Annotated in this window: 15 protein-coding genes; 6 read left to right on the top strand and 9 right to left on the bottom strand. The window is 71.6% G+C overall.

The genetic code is table 11. From position 1 onward, the window contains the following. Positions 1–32 precede the first annotated feature (32 nt). Positions 33–3,047, bottom strand: coding sequence for a UPF0182 family membrane protein (locus AB4030_RS15250; protein WP_442280058.1), 3,015 nt, complete (start codon positions 3,045–3,047; stop codon positions 33–35). Between the two features lie 185 nt (positions 3,048–3,232). On the opposite strand from AB4030_RS15250, the gene AB4030_RS15245 reads away from it, so the two are divergent. Then, complete coding sequence (locus AB4030_RS15245) at positions 3,233–3,763, top strand: PPA1309 family protein (protein ID WP_442280057.1); 531 nt, start codon at positions 3,233–3,235, stop codon at positions 3,761–3,763. Between the two features lie 3 nt (positions 3,764–3,766). On the opposite strand, the gene AB4030_RS15240 is transcribed toward AB4030_RS15245, so the two are convergent. Together AB4030_RS15240 and AB4030_RS15235 are read right to left on the bottom strand one after the other, a co-directional pair. After that, the gene (locus AB4030_RS15240) at positions 3,767–4,888 is read right to left on the bottom strand and encodes a YlbL family protein (RefSeq protein WP_442280056.1); all 1,122 of its coding nucleotides are present in this window, start codon (positions 4,886–4,888) and stop codon (positions 3,767–3,769) included. 14 nt (positions 4,889–4,902) lie between these two features. After that, positions 4,903–5,376, bottom strand: a complete 474-nt coding sequence (locus AB4030_RS15235; protein ID WP_442280055.1) for a molybdenum cofactor biosynthesis protein MoaE — start codon at positions 5,374–5,376, stop codon at positions 4,903–4,905. 153 nt (positions 5,377–5,529) lie between these two features. On the opposite strand from AB4030_RS15235, the gene AB4030_RS15230 reads away from it, so the two are divergent. Both AB4030_RS15230 and AB4030_RS15225 read left to right on the top strand, forming a co-directional pair. Beyond that, entirely contained in the window at positions 5,530–7,341 is a 1,812-nt protein-coding gene (locus AB4030_RS15230; RefSeq protein ID WP_442280054.1) for a zinc-dependent metalloprotease, read from the top strand. Further along, a complete protein-coding gene (locus AB4030_RS15225; RefSeq protein WP_442280053.1) occupies positions 7,338–7,949 on the top strand; it encodes an NUDIX hydrolase in 612 nt (203 codons plus the stop codon). Before AB4030_RS15230 ends, AB4030_RS15225 begins: the two co-directional genes overlap by 4 nt. Positions 7,950–8,022: 73 nt before the next feature. Here AB4030_RS15225 and AB4030_RS15220 read toward each other — a convergent pair whose 3' ends face one another. Beyond that, entirely contained in the window at positions 8,023–8,574 is a 552-nt protein-coding gene (locus AB4030_RS15220; RefSeq protein WP_442280052.1) for a YgjP-like metallopeptidase domain-containing protein, read from the bottom strand. A gap of 189 nt (positions 8,575–8,763) precedes the next feature. Between AB4030_RS15220 and AB4030_RS15215 the strand changes: the two genes are divergently transcribed. The 3 genes from AB4030_RS15215 (at position 8,764) to AB4030_RS15205 (ending at position 11,579) form a co-directional block, all read left to right on the top strand. Then, on the top strand, positions 8,764–8,925 hold the full coding sequence (locus tag AB4030_RS15215) for a DUF5679 domain-containing protein (protein ID WP_020143053.1): 162 nt from the start codon (positions 8,764–8,766) through the stop codon (positions 8,923–8,925). Positions 8,926–9,116: 191 nt separating this feature from the next. Continuing rightward, on the top strand, positions 9,117–10,079 hold the full coding sequence (locus AB4030_RS15210; RefSeq protein ID WP_442280051.1) for a hypothetical protein: 963 nt from the start codon (positions 9,117–9,119) through the stop codon (positions 10,077–10,079). A 168-nt stretch (positions 10,080–10,247) separates the two neighbouring features. Further along, positions 10,248–11,579, top strand: coding sequence for an ABC1 kinase family protein (locus AB4030_RS15205; protein ID WP_442280050.1), 1,332 nt, complete (start codon positions 10,248–10,250; stop codon positions 11,577–11,579). 21 nt (positions 11,580–11,600) lie between these two features. Here AB4030_RS15205 and AB4030_RS15200 read toward each other — a convergent pair whose 3' ends face one another. From AB4030_RS15200 to AB4030_RS15180, 5 genes are all read right to left on the bottom strand, one after another. Next, positions 11,601–11,807 (bottom strand): hypothetical protein, encoded by a 207-nt coding sequence (locus AB4030_RS15200; protein ID WP_442280049.1) that lies wholly within the window; start codon positions 11,805–11,807, stop codon positions 11,601–11,603. Positions 11,808–12,020: 213 nt separating this feature from the next. Continuing rightward, positions 12,021–12,155, bottom strand: coding sequence for a hypothetical protein (locus AB4030_RS15195; RefSeq protein WP_442280048.1), 135 nt, complete (start codon positions 12,153–12,155; stop codon positions 12,021–12,023). 71 nt (positions 12,156–12,226) lie between these two features. Continuing rightward, positions 12,227–12,514: a WhiB family transcriptional regulator gene (locus tag AB4030_RS15190; RefSeq protein WP_442280047.1), complete on the bottom strand. Its 288-nt coding sequence runs from the start codon at positions 12,512–12,514 to the stop codon at positions 12,227–12,229. Between the two features lie 287 nt (positions 12,515–12,801). After that, positions 12,802–13,092: a hypothetical protein gene (locus AB4030_RS15185; protein ID WP_442280046.1), complete on the bottom strand. Its 291-nt coding sequence runs from the start codon at positions 13,090–13,092 to the stop codon at positions 12,802–12,804. Positions 13,093–13,208: 116 nt separating this feature from the next. Continuing rightward, complete coding sequence (locus AB4030_RS15180) at positions 13,209–15,341, bottom strand: ATP-dependent DNA helicase UvrD2 (RefSeq protein ID WP_442280045.1); 2,133 nt, start codon at positions 15,339–15,341, stop codon at positions 13,209–13,211. Between the last annotated feature and the right edge of the window lie 4 nt (positions 15,342–15,345).

Here is a 15,345-nt window from a genome sequence, read left to right as displayed (position 1 = left end):
GCTGCCACAGTGCCTTCGGATGTTGGCCCCGGTCAGGGCTTGGCGGTCGCCTTGCCCTGCGGCGAGGCGTCGACGGCCCGCTGGAGAGCGTCCTTGAGCTCGGCCTGCGCCTGACCGTATGCCGCGAAGTCGCCCTTGCGCAGCGCCGCCTCCCCCTGGACGTAGGCAGCCTGAGCGTCCTTGAGCGCCTTGGACAGCGCCGCGGAGTCCGCGCTGCCCGCCGGAGGCGGCGTCGCAGTGCCCGACGGTGTCGGCGTCGGTGTGCCACCCGGCACCGGGGCCGGCGTCGGCGTCGTCCCGGTGTCGCCGGCCTGCGCGCCCGACGAGCCGCCGAAGAGGTCGTTGAGCGCCGCGTCGAGCGAGCCAGCCCAGGCGATCTTGTCGCCGAAGGCGACCGCGACGGCCGACAGTCGCGGGTAGGTGCCCGAGCCCGTCGATCGCGCCTGGACGTAGATCGGTTGGACGTAGAGCAGCCCCCCGCCGACAGGCAGCGTCAGCTGGTTGCCGAAGATGACGCTGGCACCCGTCGACGAGGTCGTCGAGATGAACTGCGCCAGCGTCAGCTGGCGGCCGAGCGACGCGTCGTTGGAGGTGACCGTCGAGGTGCGCATGTCGTTGTAGACCTGCCCCGGCCCGTTGACCGTCCCGCCCGTCGTCTCGAGCAGACGCAGCTTGCCGTAGTCCGGCGACTTCTTGCCGGTCTGGCTCCCGGCGTCGCCGTCCACGGCGAGGAAGCCCGACAGCACGTTGCGGTCACCCGTCGGCATGAACGTCGACGTGAGCGAGAACGCCGGCTTCGACTGGTCGGGCATGGCGAGCGAGAGGTAGTAGGGCGGCTGCATGAGGGCGTCGGCCGGCTGCGTCGGGTCGTCGGGCACGCGCCAGAAGTTCTGGCCGCCGTAGAACGAGCTCGCTTGCGTGTCGTGGTATTTCTCCAGCAGCTTGCGCTGCACCTTGAAGAGGTCCTCGGGGTAGCGCAGGTGCGCCATGAGCGAGCCCTTGATGTCGCTGAGCGGCTTCACGGTTCCGGGGAAGATCGACATCCAGGCCTTGAGCACGGGGTCCTGCTCGTCCCACTGGTAGAGCGTCACGGTGCCGTCGTAGGCGTCGACGGTGGCCTTGACGGAGTTGCGCACGTAGTTGACCTGGCCGGCCTGCACGGCACGTACGGCCGTGCGAGTGCTCGTGACGGCGTCCTCGGTGGCGGTGTCGAGCGTCGTGTTCTCCGAGTAGGGGTAGCTCGCCGACGTCGTGTAGCCGTCGAGGATCCACTGCACCCGGCCGTCGACGACGGCGGGGTAGGCGTTGCCGTCGAGGGTCAGCCACGGCGCGACCCGCTGCACGCGCTCGCGCGGCGTCCGGTGGTCGAGGACCCGCGAGTCGTTGGTCACCGCGTCAGAGAGGAGGAAGTTGACCTCCCGGTACTTGACGGCATACGCGAGGCGCTTGATGGCGTCGAGCTGCACGCCGCCCGTGCCGGCGTAGGTGTAGCTGATCTGCCCGGTGCCGTTCGGGTCCGGGTAGTCGAACTCCTGCTTGTTGCCGCCGACGACGGAGTACTCCGGCGAGCTCTCACCGAAGTAGATGCGCGGTTGGTACTTCCCGAGCGCGCCCGTCGTGCCGATCTGCGACTCGATGAACGTCGGGCGGCCGTCGGGCTCACGGGTGTTGCCCTTGGCGGCGACGACGCCGTAGCCGTGGGTGTAGACGGTGTGGTCGTTGAGCCAGTTGCGCTGCGCGTCGGGCACACCGTTCAGGTCGAGCTCGCGGGCGGCGATGACGGTGTCCTGCGACTTGCCGTCGATCTGGTAGCGGTCGACGTCGAGCACGTCGGCGAACTGGTAATAGCCCTTGCTCGCCTCGAGCTGCTTGAACGTCGGGCTCACGATGTTGGGGTCGATGAGTCGGATGCCCGGCACGGTCGCCGCGTCGCCGCGCAGCTGGCCGGGTGCGGCAACGGTCTTCGTGTCGTAGGGGTCGGGCGTGATGCCGGAGAGCCCGTAGGCCGCGCGCGTCGCGTCGATGTTGCGCTGGATGTAGGTGACTTCGAGGGATTTCTCCGACGGCCGCACCTTGAGCGACTGCACGAGCGCCGGGTAGATGCCGCCGACCGCGACGACGAGGACGGCGAGGACGGCGACACCGACGAGCGGGAGGCGCCAGGAGCGGGTCCAGATCGTCGTCAGGAACATGATGGCGCACATCACGGCGGCGACCGCCAGGATGCCCTTCGTCGGGATGATCGCGTGCGACTCGGTGTACTGGATGCCGGTGATCTTCGTCGACTCTGCGGTCGCGAGGTTGTAGCGGTCGATCCAGAAGGCCACGGCCCGCACGAGGACCAGGACCGCCGCGATGACCGACAGGTGCACGCGAGCGGCCTGGGTCGAGCGCATCTTGGACCCGGCGACGATGCCGCCGTAGAGGTAGTGGGTGAACGCGGCCGTGATGAAACCGATGACGAGGATCATCGTCAGGAACGCGACGACGAAGTTGATCCACGGCAGGTCGAAGACGAAGAAGCCGATGTCGAGCTTGAACTCGGGGTCCGTCGTGCCGAAGGGGCTGCCGTTGCGCCACAGCAGGAAGGTGTCCCACTGGGTCGCCGCCGAGAGGCCCGCGAAGAGACCGACGGCGAGCGGCGCCGCGACCGTGGCGGTGCGGCGCATCGGCTCGACGAGCTCGCGGTAGTGGTCCATGGCCTGCGTCTCGGGCGACGGGGCGTAGATCGGACGGTTCCGGTAGGCGAAGTGGATGCTCGACCAGACCATCGCCGCCGTCAGCAGACCCCCGACCAGACCGAGCAGGATCTTCGTGACGAGCTGGGTCGTGAAGACCCCCGCAAAGCCGACCGACTGGTACCACAGCACCTCGGTCCAGAACTGCGCCGCGAGGGCGATGACCACGAGCAGGACGGCCGTCACGACGAGCGCCGTGACGAGCGGACGTCGGGTCGGCGGCAGCGTGGCCGCGCCGGGACGCTTGGGCGCGCCGGAGTCGTCGTTGTGGGAGTTGCCCGGCGGGGGGCCGAAGTTGCTGTCGCTCACGTGGAGTGCCTTGGGTGCTGGGGCGGGCGGGTGGTCGAGCGGACCCGTGGGCGACCTCCTCCGGCCGCCTGCGGCAACCATAACCCGCGGTCCAGCGGCACCCACCGCGTGATACCGCAACGTGACCGGACGGGAACGCGCGGGTCCGCACGGACCCTGCTCGCGGCATACGGCAGCATGGGCACGTGAACTCGCAGCCCGTCATCGACCCCCTCGCCATCGCCGCCCTCGATACCGAGCGCCACGTCGCCGCCGCGGGCTGGGACCAGCCGGCCCGCCTCTTCGCGCTGGTGCGCACGGCCGACCTGCTCCAGCGTGAGCCGCAGCTGCGCGAGCAGATGGGGCCCTCCGACCTCGCCGAAGGAGCCCTGACCGCCATCGAGCAGGAGGGCCTGCCGACGACGAGCTCCCTCGAGACCCTGCTCGGGCGGCTCGCGTGGCCGGACGAGGTGGACGGCTGCGCCTTTGCGATCGAGCGCATGGTCGTGCCGCCGGAGGCCGAGCGCGAGCTGCCGGCTCGCGGCGAGGACGCCGTCGACCACCTCGCGGCCCATCCGGACCGCAAGGACGTCCGCCTCGTGGTGGCCGTCCTGCGCGACGGCGCGTCGATCTGCCTGCTGCGCCAGCGCGACCATGACTCAGATGACGCCGTCGCGACCGGCAAGGACATCGCCCCCGGGCTCGTCGAGGCCCTCAAGGCGAGCTTCGAGGACTGAGCCTCAGCAGCGCGGCAGCGAGGCCGTCTGGCCCCGGGCGATCTCCTCGACGGCGGTGCGGGCCTCTGCGAAGGTGCCGACCTTGAAGACGTCGAGGCCGTCGGGCACGTGCCCGACCACCTCGTCGCAGTTGTCGGCCGGGGCGAGGAAGTACTGCGCGCCGTCGGCGCGGGCGCCGGCGAGCTTCTGCCGGATGCCGCCGATGGGCCCCACCTGGCCCTGGTCGTCGATGGTGCCGGTGCCGGCGATCTGGCGCCCCCCGGCCAGGGGGCCGGGAGTCAGCTTGTCGTAGATGCCGAGCGAGAACATCAGCCCCGCGGAGGGCCCCCCGATCGATCCGGCGTCGATGGTGATCTTGCCCGGGAAGTCGTGGCTGAGGCCGAGCAGGACGCCGAGGGCCGTCTTGCCCCCCTGGCCCGCCACGGTCGGCACGACGACGGTCTGCTCCTTGCCCTTGCGGGTGACGGTGATGGACACCGTCTCGCCGGGCTTCTTCTTCTGGAGCACGTCGCGGACGGCCTGGGTCGTGGGGAGCGGCTGGCCGTCGATGCGCTCGAGCCGGTCGTTGGCCTCGAGCAGCCCCTTGGCCTTGGAGGCCGCCGTCAGTCCGATGACGGCGATGTGGGTCGGGACGGGCTTGCCGAGCGCGCGCAGCGCGACCGCGGTGGCCTCCTCCTGGGAGCCCTGCATCTGGAAGGTGTTCTCCTCGGAGACCTGCTGCTGCGTGACCTGCGGGTCGAAGACCTGGTCGACCGGGAGGACCTCCTGCGCCGGGTCGACCCACGCCCGCAGGACGTCCCACGCGTTGACGGGGTAGCCCGGCCCGCCCTCGACCCGCACCGTCGTGAAGCGCAGGGCCCCGTCGGTGGGGTAGGTCGGCAGGCCCGAGATGGTGATGATCGGTGTGCCCTTGCCGTTGGCCGAGGTGCCCAGGGTGTTCTGCGTCGGCCCGGGGCTCATGACGGCATACGGCAGGTGGATGACGGAGCCGAGCACCACGACGACGAGGAAGAGGAAGAAGGCGGCGAGCAGGGCCTTGTTGCCGCGCGTCAGCTTGCCGAGGTCCTCCCCCTCCGCCACCTGGGCGCGCGTCGGCAGGTCGGTGCCGGCGGGCTGCTCCGGCACGCGCTTGATCGTCCTCACGGCAGCCCGACCCACTCGTCGGCGCCGTCGGCGAAGCGCTGGTGCTTCCAGATCGGGATCGTGGCCTTGAACTCGTCGATGAGCTCGCGGCAGACGTCGAACGCCTCCCCGCGGTGCTCCGCGCTGACTCCGACGACGACGGCGATGTCGCCCACCTCGAGGTGGCCGACCCGGTGGACGACCGCGAGCCGGACGGCGCGCCCGTCGTGCGCCAGGCGGTCCGCGAGCGCGCGGGCCACCTCGGCGGCCTGCGGGTGTGCGGAGTAGTCGAGGGCGGCCACTGTCTTGTCGCCCGGCTGGTCGACCGGCTGGTCGACCGGCTCGTCGACGTCGGCGGGCGCAGGCCCGTCGTGGTCGCGGACGGTCCCGACGAACAGGCACACGCCACCGGCCCGGGGTGAGGAGACGCTCGCGAGCACCTCGTCGACAGACAGGGGTGTCTCACGGATCTCGACAAGGGTGACCGTCACGCCCGCAATCGTATGCTGCACCGCCGACGCCCACGTGTCACGGCCGCCCCGTCGGGCCCTGATCCAGGGGAACCAACCGGGTCCATCCGTGGTTGTCTTGATGTGCGGCCACACGGCCGGCAGGAGATCCGTTCGAGTTGGGGATGAGCAGGCATGGCCGACGACCGTGGACGCGGTGACGACAACCGCAGCGACGACAAGGACGACGAGGGCGGAGAGGTTCCCCGTGACCTGTCTGGTGACGCGCCCGGCGAGGAGCAGGCCGGCCCCGACCAGCAGGGCGCAGCCAACGACCACCCGGGCTCCGGCGACGAGGGCCGGGCGCGCGGCGAGTCCCCGTTCGGGCTGCCCCTGAACCGTCCCGGCGCCGGCTCGCCCGGCAGCGGCTCGAGCCCTGCCGGCTTCGGCGCCGGTTTCGGCGGCGGGCCGGGCGGGGGTTTCCCGGGGCTGCCCGACCTCGGCGGGATGGACCCCTCCGACCTCGGCGCGATGCTGGAGAGGGTGTTGGGCGAGGCCGCCGACAACCCCGAGCTCGCCGAGGTCATGAAGAGCATGGGAGTCGACCCGACCGACCCTGCGACACAGGCCGCGATGCGGGCTCAGCTCGGAACCTTCATGGCGGCTCAGGAGTCGCCGACCGGATCACGTGACATGGCCACCGAGGTCGCCCGCCGTCATGTGATGACCGTCGAGGGCAACGACGTCCACGACGAGGCGGCCGCCCGCGCGGTCGCCGACGCCGTCTCCGTCGCGACCTTGTGGCTCGACGAGCAGACCACGCTGGCCTCTCCCGTCTGGCGCGCGACGGGTCTCAGCCGCGCCGAGTGGGTCGAGGCGACGATGCCGCGGTGGTTCGAGCTCATCGAGCCGGTCTCCGACGGCGTCACGGCCGCGACGTCCGACGCCATGCGCAAGCAGGTCGGAGAGCTGGGCCCCGAGGCGTTCGGCGAAGCGCTGCCCGGGGGTCTGCCCGAGGGCTTCGACCCCCGGGAGATGGTCGAGCAGTGGGCGCCGATGCTCGGCAACCTCAGCCGACAGATGTTCTCGGCCCAGCTCGGGCAGGCCGTCGGCACGCTGGCGACGGAGGTCGTGAGCGGGACCGAGGTGGGCCTGCCGCTCACCGAGCCCGGTGTCGTCGCCCTGCTTCCCGGCAACGTCGCACAGCTCGCCGAGTCCCTCGAGATCGACGTCGCGCAGGTGCGCCTCTACCTGGCCGTGCGCGAGGCTGCGCGGGTCCGGCTCTTCTCCGAGGTGCCGTGGCTCGGGCCCCAGCTGCTGTCGGCGGTGTCGGACTACGCCCGCAACATCACCATCGACACCGAGGCCATCGAGTCCGCGCTGTCGACGATCGACCCGTCCGACCCCGAAGCCCTGCGCTCGGCGCTGCAGGGCAACCTCTTCCGGCCCCAGCCCACGGCGGCCCAGCGTGCCGCGCTCGAGCGCCTCGAGACCCTCCTCGCCCTGGCCGAGGGCTGGGTCGACCACGTGACCGACCGCACGACGGCCCAGCACCTGCCGCAGTCGGCGGCCCTGGCCGAGACGATCCGCCGCCGGCGCGTCGGCGGCGCGGCGCAGAAGACCTTCGCCGGGCTCGTCGGTCTCGAGCTGCGTCCGCGCCGGCTCCGCGACGCCGCGAACCTCTGGGCCGCGCTCGAGAGCGCCGGCGGAGCCACCCTGCGCGACGGTCGCTGGGCCCACCCTGACCTCGCTCCCACCTCGGCCGACCTCGACGACCTCATCGGCTACGTCGAGCGCGCCACCGGTGAGGGTGCTGCCGGGGTGGTGGGCGCCCCCGAGGCCGTCGGTGCCGGGCTGGGCGACGACCTCGACTCCGTGCTGCAGGGCATCCTCGAGGAGGCTGACCGCGAGCGAGGCACGGCGCCCGGCTCAGCGGTCCACGACGACCGCTCCGACGACGACGAGCAGCAGTCCGGCGACGACGGCGACGCAGGCCCCACCCGGTGACGGGCTCGAGCTCGATCCCGTTCGGTGGGTCGGGGTCCTCGGACGCCGACGCAGCCGGGTGGCGGCGCCTGCACGCCGACGCCGTCGCCCGGCTGCAGTCGTGGGAGGCGCCCGACGACCAGCAGGAACGTCTGCGCCTCGACTTCCTCGAGCACCTGCTCGCGCACCCCGACGCCCTGAGCAAGGCCGGCCCTCCGGCTCATCTCACCGGCAGCGTCATCGTGCTCGACGAGGAGGGCGACTCGGCCCTGCTCACGCTGCACCGTCGGGCGCGCGAGTGGTTCCAGTTCGGCGGCCACTTCGAGCCGGGCGACGCCTCGGTGTGGCACGCCGCGCGACGGGAGGCCCGAGAGGAGTCGGGCATATCCGACATCTCGGTGCTTCCGACGATCGTCCAGCTCGATCGCCATGTCCTCTCCGGCGACTTCGGCCGCTGCCGCGAGCACCTCGACATCAGGTTCGCGGCCGTGTCAGCACGGTCTGCCGCGTCCGCCGTCAGCGCCGAGTCGATCGACGTGCGGTGGTGGCCGGTCGACGCCCTTCCCGAAGGCACCGGTGACGACCTGCGACCGCTCGTCGACGCCGCCCGGCGCCGGCTCCCCCGCTGACCGCGCGGACGGATGGGCGCGACGTGACGGCATACGTGGTCGTATGCCGTCAGGTGGCGCGCGCGGTCGGCGCTCACTCGTCGCTGAGGTCGAGACCCGCGGCCGCGGAGACACCCTGGAGGTAGCCGCGAGCCCGCTCGAGACGGGGATAGCCGCGCAGCAGCTCCCAGAACTCCGGTCCGTGCCCCGGCTGCAACAGATGCGCGAGCTCGTGGAGCAGGACGTAGTCCACGACCCACCCCGGCATGCCACGGAGCTTGTCGGACAAGCGAATCGAGCCCTCCGCGGGGGTGCACGAGCCCCATCTGGAGTTCTGGTTGGACACCCAGCGCACGCTCGCGGGCACGGCCCGACCACCGAGGTGCTCGCGGGACAGGGCGAGCGCACGCTGCTCGAGGTCGCCGTCGCTGCGCTGGCGGCGCTGCTCGGAGGCGGCGACACGGGCCACCATGGTGCGCACCCACTCCCCCTCCTCGGCGCGGCTCATCCGGGCCGGGACGAGGACCACGAGCCGCCCCTCCTGACGGTAGGCGGAGACGGTGCGGCGACGCTTGGCGCTGCGTCGGACCTCGACGGTCACGCCGTCGACGACCGTGTGCACCACCTCGCGTCGCACCGTCGTCATGAGGGCAGGGTAGGTCAGGGTGGGGACAACGGTCCGCAGCGCGCGCCCGACACGGCCGCGCCCGCGCGTCATACCGCACCCCGCACGGGCGCGCCAAGCGGGGATGAGCATGAATTCGTGCTCAGCGTGCCTTAGGGTTGAACGAGTCGAGGCACCCGTCGGATGGGTGCCATCTACAAGGAGACACCAATGGCTGACGAGACCTACAAGGGCGAGTTCTACTGCGTGAAGTGCAAGGAGAAGCGCGAGGCCGAGGGCAAGGTTGTCGTTTCCGACAACGGTCGCCGCATGGCCAAGGGACAGTGCCCCGTCTGCGGTACCAACCTGAACCGCATTCTGGGCAAGGCCTGACCAGGTCACGGCGGCGTCACTGACGCCGCACATCGAGGGGGCGGGACCACACGGTCCCGCCCTTTCGCACGTGCCCGGACAGGTCTCGTGCACTCCGGCTGTGGACGACGCCCACGCGCGGACCGGGGCGGCTGCGAGCCTGACGACCGAGGGTGGCGGCCGTTGGTGGCGCCACCGGGTCTGGAGGTCCGATGTCCGCAGCTGCCGTCCCGCCCCACCCGCGCCTGCCCGCCTGGCTCCGGCCCTTGGTACGACGACCCGGCGAGGTCCAGTTCGGTGTGCTGCCCGGCGGCCCTGTCGTCACCGGGATCACCGGCGCCGAGGTCGAGCTGCTCGCCCGCCTCGACGGTGCGCTCCCCCTCGAATCGACCGACTTGGTGGCGGCAGAGGCCGGGATCGCACCGGCGCGGTGGCGGGCCCTCCTCGAGCTGACGACCGACCTGGGCCTGCTCACCGACCGCACGCCGCCCGTCCCCGGCTCGGGGCCCGACGGGACGGGACGCGTCGTCGTCGATGGCTGCGGTGAGGTGGCCTCCGGCATCGCGGACGCGCTGGCGCAGGCGGGCACGACCGTCGTGCACGGTCGCGCTGCCGTCGACAGGGCCGTGGCGTCACCGCTGCGACCACGACCCGACCTCGTGGTCCTCGTCGGATCTCCGGTGGTCGACCCACGCCGTGGACAGCTCTGGCTGCGACACGGCGTGCCCCATCTGCCGGTGGCCCCGGCTGGCCCGCGAACCCTCGTCGGGCCCCTCGTCGACGCCTCCCCCGGCGCGCCGTGCCTGTGGTGCCTGGAACGCCACCGCGCCGACCGCGACGAAGCCTGGCCGGCCGTGATGAGCCAGGCCGCACCCGGTCGCACCCTCGCACTGACGGGCCCACCCGAGGGCCTGCACGACGCGCTGAGCCCGGGACTGGCGCACCTCGTCGTCGGCACCGTGACGCTGCTGGCCATGGGCGTCCTCGAGGGCCACCCCTCCCCGCCGGGCGTCTCGGTCGAGGTCAGCCTCCCCTGGCCCCGGATGGACCACCGGCGCTGGCCGCCCCATCCGCTCTGCACCGAGCATCCCTCTCACACGGCGACGACCGGAGTCGCCGGGGGCCCGGCGACCGACTGCCGCTCCCTGGACGGATCGCTGCAGCGCGGGGCGTGACCGGCACACCGAAGGCTGTACAGAAGGTCAGGTGAACGTGCGCCGGCGGGTACACATAGAGTCGAGCGTGGGCGCCGACCCGCCGCCTGGCGATGGAGTCGTGTCACCGCCGTGGCAGCGGGCTCGGGCCCACCTGAGACCTGCCGAACCGCCCGAGGAGGTGCCGCCGTGACCGATCTGCCCCGCAAGGCCGTCGTGCGCTCCGCCAAGCTCGCCTCGGTGCCGCTCGGCTTCGCCGGCCGCACTGCCCTCGGCCTCGGCAAGCGCCTCGGGGGTCGGCCGGCCGAGATCGTGGCGGCGGAGCTGCAGGCACGCACGGCCCAGCAGCTCTTCCAGGTGCTCGGGGAGCTCAAGGGCGGCGCGATGAAGTTCGGGCAGGCCCTCTCGATCTTCGAGGCGGCCCTGCCCGAGGACCTCGCCGTGCACTATCGCGCGATGCTGACCAAGCTCCAGGACAGCGCGCCCCCGATGCCGACCACGTCGGTGCACGGAGTGCTCCGTGCCGACCTCGGCACCCGCTGGCGCAGCAAGTTCACCTCGTTCGACGACCACCCGGTGGCCTCTGCCTCGATCGGACAGGTCCATCGCGCCGTCTGGAAGGACGGCCGGGACGTCGCAGTGAAGATCCAGTACCCCGGCGCCGGCGCCGCCCTGATGAGCGACATCCGACAGATCAGCCGGGTGGCCAAGGTCGCCGCCAGCTGGGTCCCTGGCATCGAGCTGGGTCCGATCCTCGACGAGCTGCGTGACCGGATGGCCGAGGAGCTCGACTACCGCCTCGAAGCCGAGTCGCAGGCGACCTTCGCCGCGGCCTTCGACGGCGACCCCGACTTCGCCGTGCCCCACGTCGTCGAGGGCCGCGAGCACGTCATCGTGTCGGAGTGGCTCGAGGGCCTGCCGCTCTCGCGGATCATCGCCGAGGGCACCCAGGAGCAGCGTGACACCGCCTCGCAGCTCTACCTGCGCTTCCTGCTGGCCGGACCGGCGCGCGCCGGCCTGCTGCACGCCGACCCCCACCCGGGCAACTTCCGCATCACTCCCGATGGTCGCTTGGGCGTCATCGACTTCGGCGCCGTCAACCGGCTCCCCGACGGTATGCCACCGGAGATCGGGCCGCTGCTGACCACCGGCCTCGAGGGCAGCGCCGAGGACGTGCTCGCGGGCCTGCGGGAGATCGGTTTCGTCAAGGAGCGCATCGACCTCGACCCGCAGCGGCTGCTCGACTACCTCGAGCCCTTCATGGCGCCCTTCCGCACCGACACCTTCACCTTCAGCCGGGACTGGCTCCGGGGGGTCTTCGCCCACATCAACGACCCGCGACAGCCCAACTACGCCGTCGCGTACAAGCTCAACCTGCCGCCCGAGTACCTCCTTATCCACCGCGTCTGGGGTGGGGGCATCGGCGTGCTCAGCCAGCTCGGCGGCACCGTCCACGGACGGGCCATCGTCGACGAGCTGCTTCCCGGCGCCGATCTGCCGCCGGTCGCCGACGCCGGCTGACCCACCGGCGGTCGCGGCCCGTCACCACCAGACGGAGTCGAGCTTGCCCTCGATCGAGCGCAGGTTCTCGCGGCTGCAGCGCTGGCACGTCCAGGTCGTGCGCCCACCGTCAGAGCCTCGACTCCACGAGAGCCGGGCCGCGGCCTGCTCATCGGTCCGCGGCGTCGCGCCGCAGCTGGAGCAGACGAGCTGCTGGCCCTGAGCCGACGTGCTGGTAGAAGCGTCCATGGGCTTCTCCCTTCTCCTCTCTCGAGTATCCGCCGATCCGGGGGCCAGACGTGGTGCCACGCGGATCGCGCGTGATTCAGAGGGGGCGCGGAGAGGCCGTTCAGCTGAGGGGCGTTCGCCCCTCGACATGCGAAACCGCGGGTGACGTGCGCGTCACCCGCGGCTCGCTCACTCGATTCAGTTGTCCTGCAACGCGCTTCGTGGCGCGGTCGTTCACTTCGTGCTGTGGCGTCGACTGGCGCGGATCTCCTCGGCGATCAGCCGGGCGCTGCGACGGATGCCGCTGCGTTCCTGGCGCTGACTGCGCTGGTTGATCCGGTCGCGAGCCAGCATCTCGAGCTGGTTCATGACGTTCTCCTGGTCTGTGAAAAGGGTGGTCTGCTGGGATCGGCGTCTGGGACATGCGTGCTCACGCAGGCTCAGGCGGCCACTGGGTGCTTGCGCGGACGGCCGCGGGGTCGCTTGCGAGCCACGACGGCGCCCTGGACGAGCAGCTGCCCGCCCCAGACGCCCCACGGCTCCTGGCGCTCGAGCGCGCCGGCAAGGCACTGGACGCGTGCAGGGCAGAGCCCGCAGAGCGTCTTGGCGAACTCGACGTCCTCGGGTCGCTCGGCGAACCAGAGCTCCGCGTCGTAGTCGCGACACGGAATGGTCTCGCCGACCTGCTCGGCCTCGGCCCGCATGTCGATCAGTTCGGTCAGCTGCATCGTTCTCACCTCCGTCTCCTGGGCACCCGTGGTGGAGCGCCCCTGCTCACTCGTGTCTGGTCTGGTCCGAAGGCCCGCACCGGTGGTGCACGTCTCGGTCCTGTTGCTCGGCATCCGGGGAGTCATCTGTGTCCCTGATCTGTCAGGCACCCGGTCGGGTGCTCATCTGGCGGTGTCGGTTCGTGCATGTGGAACGGCGATCGGCCGGGAACCTGCCCGGAGAAACACGAAGGCCGCGGACCCGGTGATGTCGGGTTCGCGGCCTGGAGGTGAGGCTTCGGGTCTGGTCAGACCGGGGGCCTCCCAGAGCGGGAGCGAACGACATCGGGGATCTTGTAGGCGGGGGCGGACGTGCGGCCCGTGACCGAGACGTCTCCCTGGACCGGGGCGCGGAAGTCGGCGACACGGCCACCCAAGAAGGCGGCGACGGACACAGTGGTCCCCTGCTCCGGAGCGAGAGTGGCCGCAAGGCGGACCTGGCCGGTGGTCGGCCGCAGACGCACGGAAAGGACGCAGGAGACTGCGTTCATCGTCATCGTGGTGTTGTCCATCAGGCCGACCTCCTCACTTCTGCTCACGGGCCCCAGCTGGCCACCGAGACCACTGGGCTTGACTTCGTCAAGGGTACGCGTGCGCCTCGCTGGCGAACAACTGATTTAACGAAGTTTTGGGAACTTATTTTTGCGGAGCGCCGCTATTCGGCGGATTCCTTTGCCGCAGAACGGCTTTCGATCAGTTCTTGCGGGTCCGCACCGGCGAGGATCGCCAGGACGTCGCTGCCGTACTGCTCGATCTTGCGCGCGCCGACCCCGCTGATGAGCGAGAGCCCACCCTCGTCGGACGGCGCGCTCTCGGCGATCGCGGTGAGCGTCGCGTCGGTGAAGACGACGTATGCCGGCACGCTCGCCTCGCGCGCGACGGCCAGCCGCCACTCGCGCAGCCGCTCGAACGTCGCCTCGTCGTAGGTGGGCGGGCAGTCGTCGCAGCGGCCGGTCTTGCGTTGCGCGGCAGAGACCAGCTCGGCGCCGCATCCGCGGCAGTGGGCGAGGCGCGCCACCTTGGGAGCGGACCGCTTGGACCCACCGGAGCGGGCCTCGCTGCGAGCGCCCTGACCGAGGATGTCGGAGGCCGGAGCGAGGAAGCGCGAGACGCGCCGCGTGGCGCGGGCGCCCGGTGTGCGAGCGCCGGACCACGACAGGAACAGCTGCTTGCGCGCCCGGGTGAGCCCGACGTAGAGCAACCGGCGCTCCTCCTCGATGGCATCGGGACCCTCGGCCATCGAGATCGGCATGAGACCGTCAGAGGCGCCGACGAGGAAGACGGTGTCCCACTCAAGTCCCTTCGCTGCGTGCAGGCTGGCCAACGTCACCCCCTGGACGGCCGGGGCGTGCTGCTCGGCTGCGCGACGGTCGAGCTCGGCGACGAGCTCGGGCAGCCGCGCCTCGGGTGCTGCCACGGCGATGTCGTCGGCCAGCGTGGCGAGGGCGGTCAACGACTCCCAGCGCTCACGGGTCGCCCCACCGCCCGACGGCGGCTCGTGCGACCAGCCGGCCCCGGTGATGACGTCGCGCGCGATCTCGCCGAGCGGCTTGTCGCCGTCGTCGCTGCGAGCAGCACCGCGCAGCAGCAGGATCGCGTCACGCACCTCCTTGCGCGCGAAGAAGCGGTCACCGCCACGCACGAGGTAGGGCACACCCGCGTCGGTCAGGGCCGACTCGAAGGCCTCGGACTGGGCGTTGGTGCGGAAGAGGATCGCGATCTCGGCGGCGGGATGCCCACCGGCCACGAGTGCCCGGATGCGCTCCGCGACCGCGGCGGCCTCGGCCGGGTCGTCGGGATGGCTCGTCAGCTCGGGAGCGGGACCGGGCTCGGACTGCGCGAGCAGGCGCACCGCGCCCTCGCGGGCTGCCTGCGTGCCCGAGGCGACGATCGTGTTGGCGAGACCGACGATCTGCGGCGTCGACCGGTAGTTGCGGACGAGCCGCACGACCTGGGCCCCCGGGAAGCGCTGGGGGAAGCCGACGAGGTGTCGGGGGCTGGCTCCGGTGAACGAGTAGATGGTCTGGGCAGGGTCACCGACGACGCAGAGCTCCTTGCGCTCCCCCAGCCACTGGTCGAGCAGCCGCTGCTGCAGGTCGTTGACGTCCTGGTACTCGTCGACGACGAACTGGCGGTACTGCCCCCGCACGGTGCGGGCGATGTCCTCGCGCTCGTCGAGGATGCCGACGGTGAGGAGCAGGACGTCCTCGAAGTCGATGACCCCACGCCGCTGCTTGACGTCCTCGTAGGCCTCGAAGAGCCTCGCCATGGCCGTGAGGTCGAGGCCGGGTGGTTCACGGCGCTGCTCACGGGCGCGGGCGGCATACGACTGCGGGGTCAGCAGGTTGACCTTGGCCCACTCGATCTCCGCGGCGAGGTCGCGCACGGTGGTGCGGTCGAACTGCATGCGCAGGCGGCTCGCCGCCTCGGCGACAGCCGCAGCCTTGTGGCTCATCACCTCGGGGGCCGCGCCGCCGATCGCCTGCGGCCAGAAGAAGTGGAGCTGGCGCAGTGCGGCTGCGTGGAAGGTGCGCGCCTGGACGCCCTGCACCCCGAGGCCGCGCAGGCGCGTGCGCATCTCACCGGCGGCGCGCGCCGTGAAGGTGAGCGCGAGCACACGCTGCGGCTGCTGGGCGCCCGAGTGGACGGCATACGCGATGCGGTGGGTGATGGCGCGGGTCTTGCCCGTGCCGGCGCCCGCCAGGATGCACAAGGGTCCCGGCGGGGCCATCGCGACCTCGCGCTGCTCGGGGTCGAGCCCGTCGAGGATCTGGTCGGCAGTGGGCACTGCG

Origin of the sequence: Terrabacter sp. 2YAF2 (assembly GCF_052114705.1) — a bacterium.
Lineage (GTDB): Bacteria > Actinomycetota > Actinomycetes > Actinomycetales > Dermatophilaceae > Terrabacter.
The sequence above is the reverse complement of the archived record's forward strand: the minus strand, read 5'-3'. Positions and strand labels throughout refer to the sequence as shown.